At 64.8% G+C, this 21,825-nt stretch carries 22 protein-coding genes; 8 read left to right on the plus strand and 14 right to left on the minus strand.

The features are described from left to right. Positions 1 to 58 precede the first annotated feature (58 nt). Positions 59 to 3,454, plus strand: coding sequence for a DEAD/DEAH box helicase (locus tag FDY95_RS20230; RefSeq protein WP_138080365.1), 3,396 nt, complete (start codon positions 59 to 61; stop codon positions 3,452 to 3,454). A gap of 89 nt (positions 3,455 to 3,543) precedes the next feature. Here FDY95_RS20230 and FDY95_RS20235 read toward each other — a convergent pair whose 3' ends face one another. Beyond that, on the minus strand, positions 3,544 to 4,092 hold the full coding sequence (locus FDY95_RS20235; RefSeq protein WP_138080367.1) for a GNAT family N-acetyltransferase: 549 nt from the start codon (positions 4,090 to 4,092) through the stop codon (positions 3,544 to 3,546). A 199-nt stretch (positions 4,093 to 4,291) separates the two neighbouring features. Between FDY95_RS20235 and FDY95_RS20240 the strand changes: the two genes are divergently transcribed. Beyond that, the gene (locus tag FDY95_RS20240; RefSeq protein WP_138080369.1) at positions 4,292 to 5,005 is read left to right on the plus strand and encodes a DUF1345 domain-containing protein; all 714 of its coding nucleotides are present in this window, start codon (positions 4,292 to 4,294) and stop codon (positions 5,003 to 5,005) included. Between the two features lie 150 nt (positions 5,006 to 5,155). Here FDY95_RS20240 and FDY95_RS20245 read toward each other — a convergent pair whose 3' ends face one another. The 3 genes from FDY95_RS20245 to FDY95_RS20255 form a co-directional block, all read right to left on the minus strand. Continuing rightward, positions 5,156 to 5,581 carry a VOC family protein gene (locus FDY95_RS20245; protein WP_138080371.1) on the minus strand — a complete coding sequence of 142 codons (426 nt, stop codon included), beginning with the start codon at positions 5,579 to 5,581 and terminating at the stop codon, positions 5,156 to 5,158. A gap of 92 nt (positions 5,582 to 5,673) precedes the next feature. After that, positions 5,674 to 6,081 carry a VOC family protein gene (locus FDY95_RS20250; protein ID WP_138080373.1) on the minus strand — a complete coding sequence of 136 codons (408 nt, stop codon included), beginning with the start codon at positions 6,079 to 6,081 and terminating at the stop codon, positions 5,674 to 5,676. Positions 6,082 to 6,171: 90 nt separating this feature from the next. Beyond that, the gene (locus tag FDY95_RS20255; protein ID WP_138080375.1) at positions 6,172 to 6,867 is read right to left on the minus strand and encodes a helix-turn-helix transcriptional regulator; all 696 of its coding nucleotides are present in this window, start codon (positions 6,865 to 6,867) and stop codon (positions 6,172 to 6,174) included. 382 nt (positions 6,868 to 7,249) lie between these two features. Between FDY95_RS20255 and FDY95_RS20260 the strand changes: the two genes are divergently transcribed. Then, positions 7,250 to 8,029, plus strand: coding sequence for an MBL fold metallo-hydrolase (locus FDY95_RS20260; RefSeq protein WP_138080377.1), 780 nt, complete (start codon positions 7,250 to 7,252; stop codon positions 8,027 to 8,029). Positions 8,030 to 8,593: 564 nt separating this feature from the next. On the opposite strand, the gene FDY95_RS20265 is transcribed toward FDY95_RS20260, so the two are convergent. The 8 genes from FDY95_RS20265 to FDY95_RS20300 form a co-directional block, all read right to left on the minus strand. Beyond that, positions 8,594 to 9,115, minus strand: a complete 522-nt coding sequence (locus tag FDY95_RS20265; protein WP_138080379.1) for a DUF6985 domain-containing protein — start codon at positions 9,113 to 9,115, stop codon at positions 8,594 to 8,596. A 33-nt stretch (positions 9,116 to 9,148) separates the two neighbouring features. After that, positions 9,149 to 9,613 (minus strand): outer membrane protein assembly factor BamE, encoded by a 465-nt coding sequence (locus FDY95_RS20270; protein WP_138080381.1) that lies wholly within the window; start codon positions 9,611 to 9,613, stop codon positions 9,149 to 9,151. A gap of 149 nt (positions 9,614 to 9,762) precedes the next feature. Further along, on the minus strand, positions 9,763 to 10,215 hold the full coding sequence (locus FDY95_RS20275) for a hypothetical protein (protein WP_138080383.1): 453 nt from the start codon (positions 10,213 to 10,215) through the stop codon (positions 9,763 to 9,765). Positions 10,216 to 10,262: 47 nt separating this feature from the next. Further along, positions 10,263 to 12,584, minus strand: a complete 2,322-nt coding sequence (locus FDY95_RS20280) for a GH92 family glycosyl hydrolase (RefSeq protein ID WP_138080385.1) — start codon at positions 12,582 to 12,584, stop codon at positions 10,263 to 10,265. 54 nt (positions 12,585 to 12,638) lie between these two features. Next, positions 12,639 to 12,941 carry a hypothetical protein gene (locus FDY95_RS20285; RefSeq protein WP_138080387.1) on the minus strand — a complete coding sequence of 101 codons (303 nt, stop codon included), beginning with the start codon at positions 12,939 to 12,941 and terminating at the stop codon, positions 12,639 to 12,641. Positions 12,942 to 13,004: 63 nt separating this feature from the next. Beyond that, on the minus strand, positions 13,005 to 13,769 hold the full coding sequence (locus FDY95_RS20290) for a hypothetical protein (RefSeq protein ID WP_138080389.1): 765 nt from the start codon (positions 13,767 to 13,769) through the stop codon (positions 13,005 to 13,007). 84 nt (positions 13,770 to 13,853) lie between these two features. After that, a complete protein-coding gene (locus tag FDY95_RS20295; protein WP_138080391.1) occupies positions 13,854 to 14,420 on the minus strand; it encodes a cupin domain-containing protein in 567 nt (188 codons plus the stop codon). Positions 14,421 to 14,582: 162 nt separating this feature from the next. After that, entirely contained in the window at positions 14,583 to 15,077 is a 495-nt protein-coding gene (locus tag FDY95_RS20300; RefSeq protein WP_138080393.1) for a nuclear transport factor 2 family protein, read from the minus strand. Between the two features lie 226 nt (positions 15,078 to 15,303). Between FDY95_RS20300 and FDY95_RS20305 the strand changes: the two genes are divergently transcribed. From FDY95_RS20305 to FDY95_RS20325, 5 genes are all read left to right on the plus strand, one after another. Beyond that, positions 15,304 to 16,497 carry a lactonase family protein gene (locus FDY95_RS20305; RefSeq protein ID WP_171025769.1) on the plus strand — a complete coding sequence of 398 codons (1,194 nt, stop codon included), beginning with the start codon at positions 15,304 to 15,306 and terminating at the stop codon, positions 16,495 to 16,497. 376 nt (positions 16,498 to 16,873) lie between these two features. Beyond that, a complete protein-coding gene (locus FDY95_RS20310) occupies positions 16,874 to 17,554 on the plus strand; it encodes a hypothetical protein (RefSeq protein ID WP_138080397.1) in 681 nt (226 codons plus the stop codon). An 89-nt stretch (positions 17,555 to 17,643) separates the two neighbouring features. Further along, a complete protein-coding gene (locus tag FDY95_RS20315) occupies positions 17,644 to 18,267 on the plus strand; it encodes a hypothetical protein (protein ID WP_171025770.1) in 624 nt (207 codons plus the stop codon). Further along, complete coding sequence (locus FDY95_RS20320) at positions 18,246 to 19,058, plus strand: sensor histidine kinase (protein ID WP_138080401.1); 813 nt, start codon at positions 18,246 to 18,248, stop codon at positions 19,056 to 19,058. The genes FDY95_RS20315 and FDY95_RS20320 overlap by 22 nt, the downstream gene beginning before the upstream one ends. Further along, positions 19,045 to 19,722, plus strand: coding sequence for a response regulator (locus tag FDY95_RS20325; protein ID WP_138080403.1), 678 nt, complete (start codon positions 19,045 to 19,047; stop codon positions 19,720 to 19,722). Before FDY95_RS20320 ends, FDY95_RS20325 begins: the two co-directional genes overlap by 14 nt. Positions 19,723 to 19,942: 220 nt before the next feature. Here the strand turns inward: FDY95_RS20325 and FDY95_RS20330 are convergent, their stop codons facing one another. Both FDY95_RS20330 and FDY95_RS20335 read right to left on the minus strand, forming a co-directional pair. Beyond that, positions 19,943 to 20,188 (minus strand): hypothetical protein, encoded by a 246-nt coding sequence (locus FDY95_RS20330; RefSeq protein WP_138080405.1) that lies wholly within the window; start codon positions 20,186 to 20,188, stop codon positions 19,943 to 19,945. Between the two features lie 54 nt (positions 20,189 to 20,242). Further along, positions 20,243 to 21,709, minus strand: a complete 1,467-nt coding sequence (locus tag FDY95_RS20335; protein ID WP_138080407.1) for a TolC family protein — start codon at positions 21,707 to 21,709, stop codon at positions 20,243 to 20,245. Positions 21,710 to 21,825 lie beyond the last annotated feature (116 nt).

Below are 21,825 nucleotides of genomic sequence, written 5' to 3' on the forward strand. Positions count from 1 at the left end.
GGCGGCCGGTATCTTTGCCGTAGCGGCCGCGCCGGCGCGCTTGTTACGCCTCCTGCCCTTGCTCTTCCCGGACGACGCCCTCCTCACCCCGGACTCGCCCCCGCCCCACCGCTACCAGCTGCCCGGCCTCGCCGTGTCCACGCTCACCAGCACCGTGGTGGAGCTGCACGCGGCCGCGCCCCTGCCCGCCGAAGCCCGCCCCCGCGCCATTCAGCCCGAAGCGCTGACGCTCGACGCGGGTACGTTCAGCCGGGTGGTAGAAGGCCTGGGCGCAACGCCGTTTCCGCCGGTGACGGTGACGCAGACGGCGGCGGGCCTGGACCTGAGCTGCGCCTGCGGCCAGCCTTTGCCGGGCCTCTGCGCGCACCAGGCCGAGGTGCTGCTGGCCGTGCTGCAGCGCAAGGAGCTGCGCCTGTTTTTCGATGCACCGGCCCGCCACACCTATCTGCGCCCCCTGGCCCGCGACTACGGCCTCGACCAGGCCGTCGACCTCGACGCGCACTTCGAGCTGCGCTACGACCCCAAAGCCGGCCTGACGATAACGCCCCGGCAGGCGGCGCTGTACCCCGTCACGCCCGCCGCCAAGCAGGAGCTGATGGCGCAGCTGCTGCCCGCCGCCCCACCCACGCCCACCGGTCCGGCCGGGGCCGCGCGGCTGGTGGTGCTCGGCCGCCACCGTTACTACGGGCACCTGCAGCTGCACCTGGCCGAGGCCGCCCTCACCGCCACTGGCAAGCTGAAGAACCCCGTCGCGCTGCTCAACCCGCTCGACGAAGTCTGGGGCCTGGCCGATCCGGCGCTGGTGAAGTTCTATTCGGGCCTGGCCCGGCTGCAGCAGAACTACGACGACGCCCGCTCCCTGGCCACCCTGGAGGCCCTGCGCGCGGTGGTGCTGAACCCGGCCGCGCTGCCCGTCTTCGCCCACGACGCCGAGGTGGCCGAGAAGCCCAACGCCGCCTCGCTACGCCCCGTGGAGCTGCGCCGCGTGCCGCCCGAAGTGCGCCTGGAAGTGCGCCAGCGCGACGAATTCTACGAAATCAGCGGACAGCTCTTGCTCCACGACCAGCCCTTCGACCTGCGCGAGCTGAGCGTGGCCTTCGAGTACTTCGTGGCCGCCCACGGCGCCTACTACCTGCTCGACGACCTGCACGTGTGGCGGGTGGTGGAGTTCTTCCAGCGCCGCAACAACACCCTGCTGATTCACCAGAGCCGCTTCGTGGAGTTTCGGCAGGACGTGCTGGCGGGCCTCGAAGCGCGCCTGCACATCAGCTACCACCACGCCCGCCCGGCCACGCCCGTCCAGGCCCAAACCAGCGGCCTCGACGCCCCGCCCGAAGCCCTGCTCTACCTCACCGAGCGCGGCGCCCACGTGGAGCTGCTGCCGGTGATGCGCTACGGCCCGCGCGAGGTGCCCGTCCGCTCGCGCCAGCAGCTCTACGCCACCGACGAGTTGGGCCGGGCCTTCGTGGTGCAGCGCGACGCGGCGGCCGAGCAGCGCGTCCTGACTGCGCTAATCGACCAGCACCCGGATTTCGCGGCCCAACTGGTCCAGCCTTCGGACGCGCTGTACCTGCCGCGCACCCAGTTCCTGCAGCCCGACTGGTTTCTGGCCGCTTTCGAGCAGTGGCGCGACGCCGGCATTTGCATCCTGGGCTTCAACGAGCTGCGCCAGAACCGCCTGAACGCCTACCGCGCCGAGGTATCGGTGCAGGTGCACTGCGGCGAAAACAACTGGTTCGACACCGAGCTGCTGGTGCGCTTTGGGCCCCAGCAGGCCAAGCTGCGCCACCTGCAGAAAGCCGTGCGCCAGCGCAGCCGCTACGTGCCGCTCGACGACGGCACCCAGGGCCTGCTGCCCGAGGAATGGGTGGCCCGGTTTGCCGCCTACTTCGCCGCCGGCGAGGTGGTGGACGAACGGCTGCGCACGCCCAGCGTGGGCTTCTCCAACCTGCTGGAGCTCTACGACCCGGCCGCCCTGACCCGGGCCGCCCGCGCCCGCGTGGCCCAGTACCAGGCCGCCGCGGCCGACTTCACCGGCATTGCGCCCGTGGCCGCGCCCGCCGCGCTGCGGGCCACCCTGCGCGAGTACCAGCTGCTGGGCTTGCGCTGGCTGAGCTTCCTGAGCACCTTCGGCTTCGGCGGCATCCTGGCCGACGACATGGGCCTGGGCAAGACCCTGCAGGTACTGGCCCTGCTGCTGCACCGGCGCGAGAAGGGCCACCGCGGCGCCTCGCTGGTGGTGGTGCCCACGTCTCTGCTGTTCAACTGGCAGGCCGAAGCGGCCAAGTTTGCCCCCACGCTGCGGGTGCGCACCCTGCACGGCAGCAGCCGCCCCGGCACCTCGGCATTTGAGGAGGCCGATATCGTGCTGACCACCTACCACACGGTGCTGGCCGACATCCGCTGGCTGCGCGAGTACCGGTTCGATTACGTGGTGCTCGATGAGGCGCAGGCCGTCAAAAACCCCGATTCGCAGCGCTACAAGGCGGTGAGTTTGCTGCAGAGCCGCCACCGCCTGGTGCTGACGGGCACGCCGGTGGAAAACCGCACCACCGACCTCTACGCCCTGCTCTCCTTTGCCTGCCCCGGCCTGCTGGGCAGCCGCCAGCACTTCCGCGACCAGTACGCGCTGCCCATCGACAAGTTCAAGGACCTGAAGCGGGCCCGGACCCTGCAGCAGAAAATCAGCCCCTTCGTGCTGCGCCGCACCAAAAGCCAGGTGGCCGCCGAGCTGCCGGCCAAGACGGAAATGGTGCTCTACTGCGAGCTGGACGCCGAGCAGCGCCGCCTCTACGAAGCCTGCCGCCAGGACGTGCGCGCCCGCCTCATGGGCCAGCTGGAGGAGCTGCCCGGCAAGCAAGGCCTGCACCTGCTGCGTGGCCTGACGCGCCTGCGCCAGCTCTGCAACGCCCCCGCCCTGCTCCCCGACGAGGCCGACTACGGCCGCAGCTCGGCCAAGCTGCAGGTGCTGCTGGAAGAGCTGGAAACCCGCGCCCCGCAGCACAAAATCCTGGTGTTTTCGCAGTTCGTGGGCATGCTCGACCTCATCCGGCCCGAGCTGGAGGCCCGCGGCATCGGCTACCGGGTGCTGACGGGCCAGACGCGCCGCCGCGCCGAGGCCGTGCAGGCGTTTCAGGAAGACGAATCGGTGCGCGTGTTTCTCGTCAGCCTGAAAGCCGGCGGCGTGGGCCTGAACCTGACCGCCGCCGACTACGTGTACCTGGTGGACCCGTGGTGGAACCCGGCCGTGGAAAACCAGGCCATCGACCGCAGCCACCGCCTCGGCCAAACGCGCCCCGTGGTGGCCGTACGCCTCATCTGCCCCGACACGGTGGAGGAAAAGATGATGGCCCTGCAGCAGGGCAAGAGGGAGCTGGCCTACGAGCTGGTGAAAACCGACGCCGCCCTTCTCAAAACCTTCAGCCGCGAAGACCTGCTGACGCTGCTCAGCTAAACGGGCCGTGGCCGGGAAACAAGCCGTTCGGCGCCCCTTCTCGCCGTCATGCGTCGGCCGCGCTCAGCACAACGTTCGGCTCGGGTGGCTCACTGTCCGCTGGCTCCGGGGGCGCCCGCGTTATTCCGCCGCTCGTACCAGTACCACGTGGCGCCGTCCTGCTCAAACTCCGCCGTGCGGCCGAAGCCGAGCCGTTCCACCACCCGCTGCGAGGCCACGTTGCCCTGCATCACGGTGGCGTGCAGCTCGGGCAGTTTCAAGGTGTCGAAGCCGTGGCGCAGGCTGGCCGCGGCGGCCTCGGAGGCGTAGCCCTGCCCCCAGTGCCGGGGCAGCAGGCGGTAGCCCAGGTCGTGGTAGTTGATGCGCCCGTTGGTGGTGGCGTCGTCCACGTACTTGAGGCCGCACCAGCCCAGAAAGGCGCCGTCTTCTTTGCGTTCCACCACCCAGCGTCCCAGGCCGTTGCGCGCGTATTGGGCGAGGATGTAGTCGACCACCTTGGCGGCCTGTTCCAGCGAGGTCATCGGCGGCATGGGCACGTAGCGCAGCACGGCGGGGTCGGAGTCGAGGGCCAGGATGCCGGGGGCGTCGGCGGCGGTGAAGGGGCGCAGCAGCAGGCGGGGCGTGTCGAGGGTCGTCATGGGCAGGGCGGCCTGGGATGCCGCTGCGGCAAAGATATTCGCCGGAACAAGGCACAGCCAGGGTACGATTTCAACGGTCCCGTCGACCGCCCATGGTCCTGCGCTGCCCGGCGCGGTTCGGGAGAAAATTACAGTACCACAGCCATCCGAAATGGGTTATCTTTAAGTACCGGCCGTTCTGCCCGCGGGCCGCTGCGCCATGAACACGATTTCCCCCGTTGCCCGTAAGCTGCACGCCCCGGTGGTGGCGGCGCAGCTTTCCGCCCGGGGCCGCACCTGGCGGCTGCTGCTGGGCCTGCTGGTGGGGCTGGCCGCCTTTCTGCTGGCCCCGCCCAATTTCAAGCTGGGCGCCCGCCTGATGCTGGCCTGGGACGGCTACGTGGTCAGCGCCCTGGCCATGTCCTGGCACCTCATGGCCCACGCCGATTTGGGCTTCATTCGCCGCTCGGCCCGGGCCCTGGACCCGCACAAGAACTGGACGCTGATGTCGGTCTTGCTGGTACTCGGCAGCGTGGCCAGCCTGGGCGCGGTGCTGCTGCTGCTCCACGGCCTCGACGACCTGGCCTACCAGCAGCGCCTGCAGTACGTGCTCTTGTCGGTGGGCTCGGTGGTGGGCTCGTGGTTTTTGCTGCACACGCTCTTCACGCTGCGCTATGCCCACCTGTACTTCTGCGAAGACCCCGACCGGCCGGGCCACGAGCGGGGCGGCTTCCGCTTTGCCGGCGCGCCGCCGTGCAGCTATTGGGACTTCGCCTACCTGGCCTCGGGCATTGCCATTACGGCCCAGACCTCCGACGTGCTCATCACCACCAAGACCATGCGCCGGCTGGTGATGCTGCACAGCCTGCTCTCCTTCGCCTACAACACCACCGTGCTGGCCCTGGGCATCAACATTCTCTCGGCCCTGCTCTGAGGCAGTGCGCTTGAACATTCAGGGGTGGAGCATACGGGGCCCCGCGAAGCATCCCTCCCGCTTCGTTGTTCGGCAGAGAGCTTCGCGGGGCTTCGCAGGACGTTCAGCCGGCCTTTTAGGTCAAATCCAAACACGCTCTGGCCGGCGCTATCAGCTAGGCTCCCACAGCTCAATTTTGTTGCCTTCCCCGTCCATGATGTGCACGAATTTTCCGTAGTCGTAGCTCGCAATTTCGTCAAGCACGGTCACCCCGTTTTCCTTGAGCTTGCTTACCAGCCCTTCGATATTCTGCACCCGGTAGTTAATCATAAACTCCTTGGCGGAAGGCGCGAAATAGTCGCTGCCTTTTTTGAAGGGAGTCCACTGCAGCGCGTTGACTTCGTCGGGTTTATCCAGGTTTCTGGATTCAAACGTCGAACCCCAGTCGTTGACTTCGATTCCCAGATTGTTGGCGTACCATTCCCGCGTTTCTTTCGGATTATCCGAGAAAAAGAAGATTCCGCCGATTCCCGTCACTTTGGGCGTGGCGGCGGTGGCCGATGGCGTGTTGGCCGGTTCGTTTTCGTGCTCGTTCATGGTGGTTGTTGGTGGACTCGTGGAGCCACAATTTGCAGGATTATGGGGAGAGTTCCAGCGGGCGGGCTGCCAACTTGCCCGCCCGCCGGGGCTTACCCGTCGTAGCGGCGCCGGGCCTCCGGGGTGACGGGCGCGAACAGGTTGACCAGGTTGCCGTCCGGGTCGCGCAGGAGCAGGGAGCGGTTGCCCCAGGGCATGGTGGTGGGCGCCTGCACCACGGCCGCCGGGTCGAGGGCGGCGGCCAAGCGCTGGTAGTCGGCGTCCACGTCGGCCACGCGGAACTCCAGGAACACCGAGCGGTTGGCGGCCGGCTGGACCAGCGCGGCGCTGCCCTCCGGCCCCAGGGTGCGCAGGGTGCCCAGGCCCAGGGTGGCGGTGGGCGTCAGCAATTCGACAAAATCCTCGGTGTAGCGGGTCACCGCGAGGCCGGTGACGTGCTCGTAAAACTGCACCAGGCGCGGGAGGTCGGCGGTGATGATGCGGGCAGAAACAAATTTCATGGGGCTTGAAAAAAGATGGATGATGCTGCAAAGCACCACCCGCCCACTGACAGCCCTATGGCAGTCGGTTTCCGGCCCCGAAAAAAAAGTTTAGCCCGCCGGCGGTAGGTGCAGCTCGGCTATGTACTGGGTGAGCAGCTGGTGCTCGGCGCGGCTGAAGGGCCGGGAGGTGGCCGTGAGCCGGCGGATGCGGGCCACTTTGAAGTCGCGGTAGGCCTGGCGCAGCTGGCACCAGCCGATGAGGTGCCAGGCGAAGTTGTAGAAGGCCAGCCCGATGGGTTCGACGTAGCGCTGGCTGCACTGGCCGGCCTTGTCGCAGTACTCCAGCTCCACCGCCCGGCGCTCGGCCAGGGCCGTTTGCAGGGGGGCCAGGTAGTCGGCCGGGCCGCGGAAGTACTCGGGCAGGTGCAGCTGGATGCTGCTAGTAAACTGCTCCAGCCGGGTGCGGTCGGGCTCCCGCAACACCGCTTTCACCTTGCTGAGGGCCGTGCCCACGTGGGCCTGGATGCTGGCGTCGGTGAGGGTGGCGGCCAGGGCTTCGAGCAGCACCAGGGCGTTGGCCTCGGCCGGGGTGAAGGCCACCGGCGGCAGGAAGTAGCCCTGCACCAGGAAGTAGCCCTTGTTGGGCTCGAAGCTCACCGGGATGCCCTGCTCGCCCAGGGCCTTGATGTCGCGGTACACCGTGCGGACGCTGATGCCGAACTGCGCGGCCAGCTCGTCGGCCGGGACGTATTTTTTGGCCTGCAGGAGGGTGGTCAGGCCGAAGAGGCGCTCAATGCGGTTCATGGCGCAAGGTAGCGGCGGGGCGGGGTTTCGGGCCAGCGCGTGGTCTGGCGCGCGTTTGGCGCCGCGTAACTCGCGCCGAATAAGAGCGTGTTGGGGATTTTAGGTTTTGGTCATGCTGAGCTTGCCGAAGCATCTCTACCGCCTCGTTGAACGAGCCCAGACGAAGCGGTAGAGATGCTTCGGCAAGCTCAGCATGACGCGCTGGAGGCCTGTTCAGCAAAATCCAACCACGCTCTAAGCGGCTCGCGCGAGCCAACGCCGCTCCGGCCGCCGGTCACCCGCAAAACTTGTCACGGCCCACCGGGTTATGGTCAGGCTCGGGGCGGCGCGGAAATCAACGCGCCGTCCGCGCCTCTCCTTACCTCACCACGAACCAAACCCGATGAAGCTTATCCCCCTGCTGCTGGCCGCGCTGCCGGCCCTGGCCACGCCCGTACTCGCCCAGACGCCGGCGGCCCCGCGCGTAGCCCCCGACCAGATTGCCACCAAAAACGGCCCGCTCACGGTGCAGCCCATCACCCACGGCAGCGTGGTGCTGAGCTGGAACCGCAAGACCATCTACGTCGACCCCTACGGCGGCGCTGAAGGCTACGCCGGCCTGGCCGCGCCCGACGTGGTGCTCATCACCGACATTCACCCCGACCACCTGGACCCGAAGACGCTGGCCGGCCTGGCGGTGGGCAAGGCGCTGCTGGTGGTGCCGCCGGCCGTGGCCGAGAAGCTGCCGGCCGAGTACAAAAAGCAGGTGCGCGTGCTGCGCAACGGCCAGAAGCTCGACACGCTGGGCCTGAACATCACGGCCATCCCGATGTACAACCTGCCCGAAGCGCCCGACGCCATGCACACCAAGGGCCGGGGCAACGGCTACGTGCTGGGCCTGGGCGGCAAAAACGTGTACCTCTCCGGCGACACCGAGGACACGCCCGAAATGCGCGCCCTCAAAAACATCGACGTGGCCTTCTTGTGCATGAACCTGCCCTACACCATGGACGTGCAGCAGGCGGCGCAGGGCGTACTGGCCTTCAAGCCCGGCATCGTGTACCCCTACCACTACCGCGGCCAGAACGGGCTGAGCGACGTGGAAGCCTTCCAGAAAACCGTCAACGCGGGCGACAAGAAGATTGACGTGCGGCTGCGCAACTGGTACGCCGGTGCGAAGTAGCTTCGGCGACACCCCAAGGAAAACGCCCTGTCGAGCAACCGCTCGGCAGGGCGTTTTTGCGTGACCTGGACTTGGCGGCTGCCTCATTCAAGAGCCTTACCGCATACGCCCGAACGGCCCCGGCTTGCCGCTGGGGCGGCAGTGGAGGGGCAGCCTCCACGTCAGGGCTGGACACGAGTTAAGCGGCGCTTAACGCGCGCCAGGAGGGGCAGGTGACAATGCGTTTGCACGCGGCGTCAACGCGTTGGAATGGGATGACAAGGCGCTTGCCAAGCACGTCAAGGCGTTGCGCAAAGGTGACAACGCGTTTGATAGGAGCGTCAATGACCTTGCACGAGGTGTCAATGGGTTCAACTGGGCTGTCAATGACTTGGCGCGAGGTGACAAGGCGTTTGACCGGAGTGTCAATGACCTTGCACAAGGTGTCAATGGGTTCACCGCAAGTGACAAGATGTTTGAACGCGGTGGCAAGGCGTCAAGTCGTCTCGTCGACGCCGTCGATCCGGGCTACCACTGCAGGCAGGCTGCGGCGGGTTCCACTACCCGCGCAGCCACGAGGCATTTTTACTCCTGCGCGCTTTCGTACTGGCTGAAGTGCCAGTCGTTGGAGTAGGCGGCGATGAGCCGGCCGTCCTGCATAATGATGCTGCAGCCGTGGCCGGCCCACTCCGGTTCGAAGTCGATGGCGCCGTAGCGGTGGCGCAGCCCCAGCTCTTCCTCCGGGATGGAGAGGTGCTGCAGATTGCTTTTGGCGTAGGCGTCTTCGGCGTTGTAGATGCCGAATTCGCGCCGGTTGACCTGCTGGTAGATTTCGCCCTCACCGGGTTGCACGCCGTAGTCGATGTTGTCGAAGTCGCTCTGGCAGTCGTCCCACAGCAGCTGCTTGACGCGGGGCAGCTCGGCCGGAGTCAGGGCCAGGAAGTCGTTGAGCACGGCCACCATCTGCTCGGTAATAACGCGGCCGGAGTCGAAGGCGGGCATGAAGCGTACGGTGACGGACTGGCCCAGCAGGGCGGAATCGACGGCGAGGGTGGCAAAGTCCAGGTCGTCCCACTGGCAGTGCTTGAGGATTTCGGCTTGGGTCATGGTTGGTTGCGAAGATGCTACGGCAAGGCTTGTTTAAGACTGGTGCTGCTCAACTTTAACCACTTTCCCATTTTCAAAATAGATATCCAGAATATCATAATCAATACCCATTATGCTTGGAACGTAGCCTAAGTAATAGCGCCAGTAATCATCTTCATCCGTGTTGTTGCTCCCAGCCTCGGCGCCCAGTAGCTGCCGAACTTCTTCCTTTGATTTGCCAATCAATAATTTACTATCAATAATATCTTCTGACATTTTATGTCTTTTCTCTTTGTCAGCAAGCCATTTCTTTCTATCAAAGTCATGTTCGGGATAATAGGAGGCAACAGCAAACCAAGCAGCAATTATTCCAGCATAAACTATTGGGGTAATTAAGATGGTAACAACACCAGCAGCTATGTTTCTCGAAGCGGGCTGTTTCGTCCATCTAGTGACTACCCGACGCCAAATCAGGAAAGTAGGCAAGCTTAAGAACAACATTACAACCAGAGCTTCCATACAATTGATTTTTAATCGAGTGTTATGTCCAAATTCCCCACCCGAACGACGCGACGCCGGCTTGCCTCTGGGGCGGCAGTGGAGGCGCAGCTTCCTGATACCGCGCCACGAACTACACTGCGCTGAACTCGCGCCAAGCAGTATTCTTGTCAGTCATTTACGATATACCAGTTAGTTTCCAACTTATAATCATTTGCTGACATTTTTACCTTTGCATCCATTTTTCTTACCTCAGTAGAATCATTTGTATAAACGAATGCCGAGTAATGGCCCATTATTCCACGGTCCAAGTAGTATGTAATCAAAAGTCTTGACGTATCAATTTTCCCATTACCTTTGATAGAAAAGCCTTCATCAAAGGGATATGGAAATCCATCAGCAAAAGCATTATTACCTACTTCATATTTTTCACCCCCGTTTATCTTAACATCCTCCGTGAGCGAAACTAGTTTTCCTCTGTTTTTCACCCACACTTTATGCCAATCAAACTTTTTGGGGCTTCCCATTGGATTGCAAGAATTCAACAGAGAAACAATAGCTAGAGCAGTGCTGGGTAGTAAACTACAGCCGACACGACTAAATTTCAGTTTTCTGATTTTCATTTCTTATGCGCAATAACGATTGTCAATCTTCATAATTCCTTAGTGTCTCACGGCCGCGCGGCCATCGTAAATACCAGCTCCCCGCCGTTCACGATATCCTGATGCGCCAGAAACGGCCGCGTGAGTTTCTGGCCGTTGAGGCGGGCGTCCTTCACGTAGACGTTTTTGTCGCTCTGGTTCTTCACCGTGATGCGGAAGGTTTTGCCGTTTTCCAGGCTGAGCGTGGCGCCGTGGACGGCGGGGCTGCCCAGGGCGTACTCCGGGGAGCCGGGCGCGACGGGGTAGAAGCCCAGGGCGGAGAAGATGTACCAGGCCGACATCTGCCCGCAGTCGTCGTTGCCGCCGAGGCCGTCGGGGGTGGGGCGGTACATCTTGGGCAGGATCATGCGCACGCGGGCCTGGGTCTTGTAGGGCTGGTCGGTCCAGTTGTAGAGGTAGGCGGCGTGGTGGGCGGGCTCGTTGCCGTGCACGTAGTTGCCGATGATGCCCTCGCGGGTGATGTCCTCAGTTTCGGCGAAGAACTTATCGGGCAGGTGCATGGTGAACAGCGAGTCGAGGTGCTCGGTGAAGCGGCGGTTGCCGCCCATCTTGGCAATGAGCGCGGCCGGGTCCTGGGGCACGTAGAGGCTGTAGTTCCAGGCGTTGCCCTCGATGAAGCCCTGGTTGTGGGTGCTCAGCACGTCGAAGCTGGGGCGGAAGGAGCCGTCGGCCAAGCGCGGGCGCATGAAGCCGATGCGCGGGTCGTACACGTTCTGCCAGTTCTGGGCGCGCTTGCTGAACTCCTGGTAGATGTCCTGACGGTTGAGCTTTTGGGCCATCTGGGCGATGCACCAGTCGTCGTAGGCGTATTCGAGGGTTTTGGAGACGGAGGAGCCGCTTTTGTCCTCGGGCACGTAGCCCAGCTGCATGTAGTAGCCCAGGCCGTCGTAGCGGGCGGTGCGGGCGGTGGTCACGCAGGCGTCGAGGGCTTTGCCTGCGTCAAAGGGGGCGTTGCCTTTCAGCACGGCGTCGGCAATGACGGGCACGGAGTGGTAGCCGATCATGCACCAGTTTTCGTTGGCGTAGTGGCTCCAGACGGGCAGCATGTGCTCGGCGCTCTGCTCGAAGTGGGCCAGCATCGACTGCACCATGTCGCCGTTGCGCTTGGGCTGCACCAGGTTTAGCAGCGGGTGCAGGGCGCGGTAGGTGTCCCAGAGCGAGAAGGTGGTGTAGTTGGTGAAGCCCTCGGCGCGGTGGTTGTTCTGGTCGAGGCCGCGGTACTGGCCGTCGGCGTCCATGTAGGTGGTCGGGCTCAGGAAGGCGTGGTAGAGGGCCGTGTAGAAGTTCTCCTTGTCCTCCCGCTTCGGCGACTCGATAACCACCTTGCTCAACTCCTGCTGCCAGAGCTGCTGGGCCTGGGCGCGTACGCGGTCGAAGTCCCAGCCGGGGGCTTCGGCACGCAGGTTCTGCAGGGCGCCGGCGGTGCTCACGGGCGAAAGGGCGAACTTGACTTTCACCTTCTCCCCTGCCGCGGTGGTTCTGAAGTTGAAGTACATGCGCAGCTGCTCGCCGGCCAGGTCGGGGAAGTTCCTGGTCTGGTCGAACTTGCCCCAGAAGCCGCGGTAAGCCTGTTTTTTAGCGTAGTTGCGGCTGCCGTAGTCGGTGAAGGGCCGCGAGAAGCTCATAGCGAAGTACACCGTGCGGGTGCGGGCCCAGCCGTTGGTCTGGCGGTAGCCGGTGACGAGCGTGTCGTTTTCCACCCGCACGAAGGTCCACACGTTCTTATCCGGGTAGTTGTAGATGCCGTGCATCAAGTCCAGGATGAGGTGGGCCTGGTCGGTGGCCTGCGGGAAGGTGTACTGGTGCATCCCCACGCGGTTGGTGGCGGTCAGCTCGGCCAGGATGTCGTGGTCTTCGAGCTTGACGCGGTAGTAGCCGGGCTCGGCCACTTCGGTAGCGTGGCTGAAGCGGGAGCGGTAGCCGCGCTCGGGCTGCTGGGCGGTGCCGGGATTGAGCTGCAGCGGGCCGGCGGTGGGCATCAGGAGGAAGTCGCCGAGGTCGGAGTGGCCGGTGCCGCTGAAGTGGGTGTGACTGAAGCCGACGATGGTGGGGTCCTGGTACTGGTAGCCGGCGCAGTACTTGTACACGTCGGGGTTGTACTTGCCGTCCTGCTCGTAGCTGAGCGTATCGGTATCGGGGGAGAGCTGCACCATGCCGAAGGGCACGGTGGCGCCCGGAAACGTGTGCCCCATCTTGGCCGTCCCCACGATGGGCTTAGCGTATTGCGTGAGGTTTTCGGCGGGTTTGGCGGCTTTGGTTGGCTGCTTCTTCTGGGCGAAGGTTGGGTCGGCGGCGAGGAGCAGGAAGGCTAGGTGGAGCGGGCGGAGCATCAGCTTCAATCTGGCGGGTGGCGGTTGAAGCTGGCAAGGTAGGTAGTTAAGCTACTACAATTGGCCTTTGGATAACTCCTGAATAAAGGCCAGAATGACTTGCGCCCGAGTCACTGTCACATAACAATCCGACCTGTCATACAACAGAAATTCACCTGGTTCATTTGGCGACAAGTAGGGACCAGTGACGTTTACAGCAATGAGTAAATTACCAGATTCGTCTGACAAGATAAAATGGTCGCCATACCAAATTTCATCTACCCTAAACCCTTTTCTGATTTGCTCAGGTGTGGGATTTTCAATAGTGAGATATACATCCGCGCCTGGCTCTTGATGTTCAGCAAGTCTAAATTCCATCCGCCTAACGTTTATCAAAATAGTCTCCCCAGCGGCCCGGGCAGCGGCGGGGCGGTGCTTCCGTTACATTCCCGGTATATCGGGCCGGTCAAACGCAATGGCTTTGCCAGTCCAGGGCGTGGTATTCCCCGAGGCGTCCAGCAGCCCGAACGTCACGGTGAAGTGCCGGCCCTTTTCCAGCTCGAACGCGCCGGAGCACATGTCGTGGCCCACGGCAATGCGGCCGGCGGCGGCGGGGCGCAGGTAGCAGGTGGTGCGCTGGCCCGTGGCTTCGTCGCGCACGGTGGCCCGCACCAGGCAGACCGATTCGTCCTGCGCGGCAGCGGCAAACTCCACCGACACGGCCGGGCCGCAGCCGTATTCTTCGTAGTGCTTGGCTTGTTCGGTCGGCGGGGCCAGCCAGGCGGGCGCGGCGCGGTCGGGGCCCGCCTCCACGGTGTACTTCACCTGAAACGTGCGGGAGCCTTTGTGCCGCCAGATGATGCTTTCCGCGGGCCGGGCCCGCTCCACGACAATCAGCTCGTACTGGGTGCCCACCACCAGCCGGCGGCGGGGCCGCAGCAGGGCCTGGGTGAGCTGGAATTGGCCGACCAGAATTTCCTGCACGTCCAGCGGAATGCGCTGCCCGTCCGCCTGCAGGTAGGCCTGGTGCGTGGTGCGCAGGCCGCTGACTACCGGCTGGCTGGCCTCGAAGCCTTCGATTAAGAAAACGGCATTGGGCCGGATGCTGCCGGATTTGGGCCAGAACTCCAGGTTGACGCCGTAGCATTTGGCCTGCGCCGCCACGGCCGTGGTCAGCACGAGGATAAGGGTCACAAACAGCTTCATCAGGATTAATCGACTGAGCGGCCACGAGGCGGCCAACGTGGCCCAAGATACCAATCCGGCGCCACGTCGGCGGCGCGGCGGCGCTCAGTCCACCTTCAGCGGCGGGCCGACCACCTTCATGTCGTGGGCGGCAAACAGCTGCGCCACTTCCTGCGGGGTCGGCTCGGTTTTGAGGGCGGCCATAGCCACGAAAAACTCTTCCAGCTTGCCGGCGGGCTGCATGGTCACCAGCATGTGGCCGCGGGGGCTCACCTGCGTCCAGGCGTGGGGCACGTGGCGGGGCAGGAAGATGGAGTCGCCGGTACGGAGGCGGTGGCGGTCCTCTCCTACCTGGAAGGCGTATTCGCCATCGAGCACGTAGAAAATTTCGTCCTGGCCCAGGTGCACGTGCAGCGGGGTGCCGCGGCCCTGGGAGCGGCTGGTCTGCTCGAAAATGGCCAGGTCGCCGTTGGTGTCTTTGCCCGACACTTTCACGTCGAGGATGTTCTGGTTGACACCTTTGAGCTGGAGGTGGCCGTGGTAGCGGCCTTCGCCGGCGCTGGCCTTGAAGCCGCGGGTGTTGCGGTCGGCGGCGGGCGGGGCCAGGGCAACGGGCGCGGCGGCCAGCGGCAGGGCCGCCAGGGAAGTCCGAAGGAAGTATCTGCGTTGCATAGCCAGCGGGGTTAGGTCAGATTCGGTTGCCGATACGGCCCTGGCACCTGATCTTATCAACCACGGCAACAGGAGCCAGCCAACTGATAATATAGCACTTACAACGTATTTAGCCGGTGCATGAGCGGATGCCCCGCCCCGCTGCCCCCACGTAATGGCCGCCTAATGGTCGTAGCTGACGACGCGGGTGACCTGCCACTGCCCGTCGCGCAGGCGCCACACCATCATGTTCCGGAAGGTGCCGCAGTCGTCCTTGCCGTTCTCCTGGTGGCAAAAGCGGTGCTGGTAGGTTTCAACGGCCCCGTAGCCCTTAATCGGAAATACTTCCAGGGTGCCGGGCACCAGCTGCCGGTTCAGGCCGGTGGTTTTGTTTTGCTCGAACATTCGGCGGAAGCCCTGCATGGTCTCCCCGAAGTTGGCCAGCCCGCCCTTGTCGTGGTAGAACTCCAGGTCTTCGGCAAAGAACGTCTGCAGCTTAGCCGCGTCGTGCTGATTGAAGGCCACGAACATGGCGCTGTCGAGCCGGGCAATGGTGCGGTACAGGGCCGCATCGACGGGTGGGTGGGGCGCCGGGGCGGCGGGAGGCGCCGTGGCGCAGGCGCTGAGCAGCAGCGGCAGGCCCAGTACCGCGGGCAGCGAAAACGGCGGCTTGTTCATAGCGGCGGGGTGGTATGGGGATGAAGGCGGCACCGACCGGTGATGCAGCCCCGCTGCGGCGAAAATACCGCCTGGCCCGGCACAATGGCGCGTTTCACCTGCATATGTGATGCTCCTGCCGCCGAAGCAGCGGCCCACGGCCGCCGGAACAGGCATGGGGCCGGATTACCACCAGACCTTACCTTGCACCCCGTACCCCGCGCCGGCCGCCGGCCCACCTCTGCCCATGACCCCCTCCCCGACCTGGACCCGCCGCGCCTTTCTGCAACGCACTGCCTTGCTGACGGCCGGCCCGCTGCTGGCCGGCTGCGTAAGCGGCCGCGCCAGCCGCCCGGCCGCCGACTGGCTGCTCTACATCGGCACCTACGGCCCGGCCGAGCAGGACAACCTGTTCCTCTACCGCCTGCACCCCGGCACCGGCGAGCTGACCCGCGTGGCCGGTTTCCGCGGGGGCCTGAAGCCCGGCTTCCTCACCCTCTCGGCCGACCACCGCTTCCTTTACGCCATCAATGCCAGCCTGGAGTTCCAGGGTCAGAGCTCGGGCTCGGTGCGCGCCTTTGCCGTGGATCAGCGCACGGGCGCGCTGAGCGGGCTCAACGAGCAGCCCTCGGGCGGGGCCGGCCCCTGCTACGTCAGCCTCACGCCCGGCGGCCGGGCGGCGCTGGTAGCCAACTATTTCGGCGGTACCGTGTCGGCCCTGCCGGTGCGGGCCGACGGGCAGCTGGACCCGCCCGCCGTGATTGATCAGCACCAGGGCGCGGGCCCGCACAAAAACCAGGACCGCGCCCACGCCCACTGCATCCTGCCCGATCCGGCCGGCCGCTACGCCCTGGCCGTGGATTTGGGCAACGACCAAGTGCTGAGCTACCCGCTGACGAACGGCGCGGCGGCCTTGCAGCTGCCGCCCAAAACGGCCTTCCGCACCCAGCCCGGCGCCGGGCCGCGTCACCTCGCGTTCCACCCCAACGGCCGCTGGGCCTACCTCATCAACGAGCTAAATTCCACCATCACGGCCCTGAGCTACGACGCTACGACGGGCACCTGCGCGGAGCTGCACACGGTGCCGGCCCTGCCGCCCGGTTTCACCGGCCCGAACGCCTGCGCCGACGTGCACGTGTCGCCCGACGGCCGCTTCGTGTACGGCTCGAACCGTGGGCACGACAGCCTGGTGGTACTGGCCGTGGACGCGGGCACCGGCCGCCTCACGCTGGTGGAGCACGTGAGCACCCAGGGCAAAACGCCGCGCAACTTCACCCTCGCTCCCGACGGCCGCCTGCTGCTGGTGGCCAACCAGAATTCCAACAACATCTTCAGCTACCACGTGGATGCGGCCAGCGGCCGGCTGCGGCCTACCGGGTATTCGGCCGAGGTGCCGGCGCCCGTGTGCCTGCGCCTGCTGCCCGATTTTGCGGCGCGCTAAGGCGTCGGACTGCTGCGTGGTGAACAAACAGGCACGACCACGGCGCCACCACGCGCCGCGTGGCCGCGTTTTTCGCCGTACACCCCGGCGCTGCACGGCCAGCCTCCATACAGGAGGCTCTCTGGCAGTGTGTCATTTTGGGATTGAGCCGGACTTTTTCAAGCATTGACGCCCCAACAGGCAGCGTGGCAACGCTTGACAGCTTATACACAGACTACTAGGTGAATCGGGGCTTTTCCCATATTGAAACAACATCCGATATGGCGGCCGAATTCCGGTGAAAAACCGCTTCTGCGGGGTGATATCAAAGAATAATGCCGTTTTGTTACCGCCAAATTCTAACTTTGATCGGTCCAAACAACTCTTCCAAAATCCTATGAACGTTACTGAAACTCCCGGAATAATCACACAGGAGCAGTTCGACAACGGCACCAGCCAATGGCAGCAAGCCGTCAGCACTCACAACCTGGAACTGCTGCAGGGCTGCTTTAGCGGCGGCACGGATCTGCTGCAGTACGTGAGCTTTCCCATTGACCAAATCACCAAGCTCGTATCGACGATAGGCCTGTACCGGATAAAAGCCAAGTTTTGCCTGCTGCCCGACGCGGCAACGAGCCTACTGCATTTCGCCGTCGTCCTGTTTGCGGCCGACAGCAATAACCTCCGCATTTCCTCGTACTACGTCAACTTCCCTTACTGGAGCAGCACCGTGCCGCCCTCGCTGCCCACGGCGGAAGTGCCCCACTCGCTGGCTCAGGTGTGGCTCGACAACTGGAAAGTATTGACGAACGTCGAGCCCAGCATGTTTGAGGTATACGGCAGTCCGCTGGAAGGCTACACCTTCGAAGCCGAAGACTTTATCCGTCCCTTCTTCGGGCTGCAAGCCGGCGCCCAGGCGGACCTGCACGTGCGCTTCGGCCTGCACGAATACTACCAGAACACGCCGACGGGCGACGTGGAAATGCGCACCCTGGGGCTGGTACTGCAGCTCTACAGCCCGGGCCAAACGTCGGAGCCCGTGTTCGACATTTCCATGCCCTGCCCCTATACCTGCTAGCCCGCGGGTTCACAGCTTTTGTTGCACTACAGTTACTTCCCCTACGCATGGTAGCCGGTGTGCTGCTGGGCTCGGTTCAGCTGCTGATTATGAAAGCTTCGGTAGCCCCGGTCGTATTGGCCGGGGCTATTGGGCTGCTGCGGTGGCGGCAGCTGCCGCGCACGCTGCGCTACCTAGTGGCGCTAACCGCGATGACGCTGTTTACCGAAGCCGTGTCGCGCCTGCTTTGGTGGCAGCACCGGCCGAATTTGTTTCTGCAGCCCATTTACGCCGTTGGCGAATTTGGCTTGCTGGTGCTGCTTTACCGGGAGGAGCTGCGCTCGGCCGCTTTCGCCCGGGTGGCCCCGTGGCTGGTGGGCGGGTTTGGCTTGTACATTCTGACGGCGAGCCTGCTCACGGCTGATCTGGCCGCTCTGGGCTCCACGCTGCGCGTGGTGGAAAGCATGCTGGTGCTGGGCATTCTGGGCCTGTACTTCCGCAAGCTGCTTAACGAGCTGGCGGTGGAGCACCTGGAACGCGAGCCGATGTTCTGGGTGTCGCTGGGGCTGCTGCTCTATTTTCTCGGCGACGTGCACATCTTCCTCTTCAGCAACTTTCTGTTTCTGAATTACTCCAAGCAGTTCAACATGACCGTGTGGGCCATTCACGCGGTGCTCTACATGGTGCTGTATTGCTGCATTTCCCTGGCCCTATGGCTACCCCGGAAGAAGTAACCTTCAGCTGGCTGCTGCTGAGCGCGGTGGTGCTGATGCTGCTGCTCGGCGCGGGGCTGGTGGGCTTCCTGGTGGTGTATCAGAAGCGCCTGCTGCGGCAGCAGAAGCAACAGCGCGCCGCCGAAATGGCCTACCAGCACCAGCTGCTGGCCGCCACCATCGAGGCGCAGGAGCACGAGCGGGAACGAATCGGGCGCGACCTGCACGACGGCATCGGCTCCACCATTGCCACGGCCAAGCTGCTGGTGCACCGGCTGGAGCAGATGGCGCCCGAGGGCCACACCGAGCTGTTTACCATGGTCACCGATATTCTGAGCACGGCGGTGCAGGATACCCGGCGCATTTCCCACAACCTTTACCCCGCCGTACTGACCCACTTCGGCCTCGCCGAGGCCTTGCGCCACCTGGCCAAGGTCAGCGACGAGGCGGGCCCGCTCCGGGTGCAGCTCACGCTGGACTACGCCGCTGTGCTGCCCATGCAGCAGGAGTTGGCGCTGTACCGCATCTGCCAGGAGCTGGTCAACAACGCTATGAAACACGCCCGGGGCGCCACCCTGCTCACGGTGAGCCTGCAGCCGCAGGACGCCGGGCTCACCCTCACCGTGGCCGACGACGGCTGCGGCTTCGACCGGGCCACGCTGCCCAGCGGCGGGGCCGGCCTGCGCAGCATCGACGCGCGCGTGCGCATGCTCGGCGCGCAACTGCTCAGCCAATCGGCCCCGCAGCAAGGCACCCGGATTAGCATCGAGATTCCCACAACCACCGCCTACTTAGCCCATGCCCAACATTGATTTTCCGGTTCAAATTGCCCTGCTCGACGACCATAAACTCTTCCGGCAGGGCATTGCCTTCATTCTAAAAACCCTGCCCTACGTGGAGTCGGTGGTGGATACGGCCGAGCTGCCCGAGCTACTCACCGCCTTCCGCCAGCGCGTGCCCGACATCCTGTTGCTCGATCTGCAGATGCCCGGCATCGACGGGCCCGAGGTGGCCCAGCGCCTGTTACAGGAGTATCCCGACCTGAAAATCATCGTGCTGTCGATGTTTTCGGCCGATAAGTTTATCACCCAGATGATCAAGCTCGGGGCGCGCAGCTACCTGCCCAAGGACGTGGACCAGCAGCAGCTTCGCCGCGCCATCGAGGAGGTGCTCACCACCGGCTACCACTTCACCGATCAGGTATCGAGGGCGCTGATGCTGAGCGTGCAACACCCCGCCAAGCCCGCCGCCGAGCCCGCCGTGCGCCGGGACATCATTCAGCTCACCCCGCGCGAAAAGGAAATTCTGCAGCTGATCTGCGAGGGCCGCACGGCCGCCGAAATTGCCGAGCAGCTCTTCATCAGCCGCCGCACCGTGGAGGGCCACCGCCAAAACCTGCTGGAGAAAACCCAGGCCCCCAACGCCGCCGGGCTGGTGCAGTACGCCGCCAAGCACGGGCTGATGGAGAAAAGCTAAAAGCACGGTTGCTGATCCGGTACAGAAAAACGTCCCTCGGTTTACGCCCCGGACTGGCGGCGGGCTTTTTCGGGGCCCGGCGGCGGAATGATGCGGAGCTTGTCGAAGCATGACGTGCTTTTAGGCTTCCTAAACCGGTCATTTTCAGCCGCCCACCCCAGTGCTTATACCCCAAAAACAGCCTGCCGCAGCCGGTGGCGGCAGCACACCGCCGGCCGCGCTACAGCAGGTTCTGCAGTTGCAGCAGCAGCGCGGCCACGCCCTCCAGCGCGCCCACGTAGTGCACCACCGGCTCGAACAGGCTGCCCGAAGATACTTCTACCTCGCCCCCGCCCTCGGGGATGAAGACGCGCAGGCTGCCGCGGGCACTCATGCGCACCAGCAACTCGCCGTGCAGGTAACGGGTGCCGCTGGGAATCCAGTCGGCGGGAAAAAAGCCGGCGCGGGCCAGTTCTTCTCGGCTCATGCGGAAAAAGCAAAAGGAAGCCGGGGTGGCTTCCTTCGGAAAAAAGTAAACGGATCAGAGGTTCACGGGCGCGGCTTCCCAGCCCCCGCCCAGGGCCCGGTACAGGTCGATGAGCAGGCTGAACTGCTCCCGGCGCAGCTGGGTGGCTTCCAGCTCGGCGTCGAGCACGTTGCGCTGGGCCGTAATGACTTCGAGGTAGTCGGCGCGGTTGGCGCGGTACAGGTCGCCGGCGGCCTCCACGGCCTGGCCCAGCGCGGCGGCTTCCTGCTGCTTGAGGGCGTAGGCGCGGCGGTAGTGCGCCAGGCCCCGCAGGTTGGTGTGCACCTCCCGGAAGCCGGTTTGCAGGGCCTTCTGGTAGGCGAAGAAGGCTTCCTGGTCGGCGGCGGTGGCGCGCTGGTAGTCGGCTTTGATGAGGCTGCGGTTGAGCACCGGGGCCGTCAGCCCGCCCAGCACGCCCAGGGCCACCGACTCGGGCCGGAACAGCAGGGCGCCGCTGTAGGCGTTCAGGCCGAGGTAGGGCGTGATGGTGAGCGAGGGCAGAAACGCGGCCCGGGCCGCCGACACGTCGGCGTGGGTGGCGGCCAGCTCCAGCTCGGCCTGGCGCACGTCGGGGCGGCGCAGCAGGGCGCGGGCGGGCAGGCCGGCGGCCACGGTATCGGGCAGGGGCTGCTGGCGGATGGGGGCGCCGCGGCTAATGCGCTGCGGGTAGCGGCCGAGCAGCTGGTTGAGCTGGTTTTCGCGGTCCACCACCCGCTGCAGGGCCTGCTGCTCCAGGCCGCGGGTGCGCAGCCACTGGGCCGTAAACTGCTGCACGGCCAGCTCGGTGGCGCGGCCGGCCCGTTTCTGCACCCGCACGATTTCCAGGGCCCGGGCCTGGTAGTCGGTGTTGCGGCGCAGCACGTCCAGCTCGTTGTCGAGGGCCAGCAGCTCGTAGTACAGCGTGGCCACCTGGGCCACCACCGCCGTCGTGACGAGGTAGCGGCCCTGCTCGGAGGCCAGCACGCGGGCCGTGGCGGCGCGGCGGCGCTGACTCAGCTTGCCCCAGAGGTCCACTTCCCAGGAGCTGCGCAGGCCGAGGAAGAAGTCGGGGGTGTAGGGCGTCGGAATGCGCTGCCGCCGCTCGATGTTGGGCGAGAGGTTGGTGTCGAAATTGCCCACGCCGTTCAGGGTGTAGTCGCCCCACTTGTCGACGCCGGCCGCGGCCACGCCGTTGACGGTGGGCAGCAGGGCGCCGCGGGCGGCGGTGAGGGCGGCGCGGCTTTGCTCCACGCGGCGCACGGCCATCTGCACGTCGAGGTTGTTGTGCAGGGCCGTGTCGATGAGGCCGACCAGCTGCCGGTCATTGAAAAACTCGCGCCAGGGCTTGTCGGCAATGCTGGCCGAATCGGAGGGCGCGAGGGGGCCGAAGGCCGGCGGCAGCGCGGCGCTGACGCGCGGCGGCACCGGCTCGGTGACTTTGCAGCCGCTGAGTAGGCCGAGAACCAGCGCGACGGGAACGATATAGCTTCTTAAACGGGACATGGCAAGAATGTGTAGCGCGGGCTTGGCTGACGCCTTCCTACGGTTTAGCCCGCGTCCGCCCGGCCGATTGTCGCGGCACTTCAAGGGGGCAGACGGGTAGGTTAATAGCTGACGGA

It is taken from the genome of Hymenobacter jeollabukensis (assembly GCF_005771675.1).
In the GTDB taxonomy this organism is placed as follows: Bacteria; Bacteroidota; Bacteroidia; order Cytophagales; family Hymenobacteraceae; genus Solirubrum; species Solirubrum jeollabukense.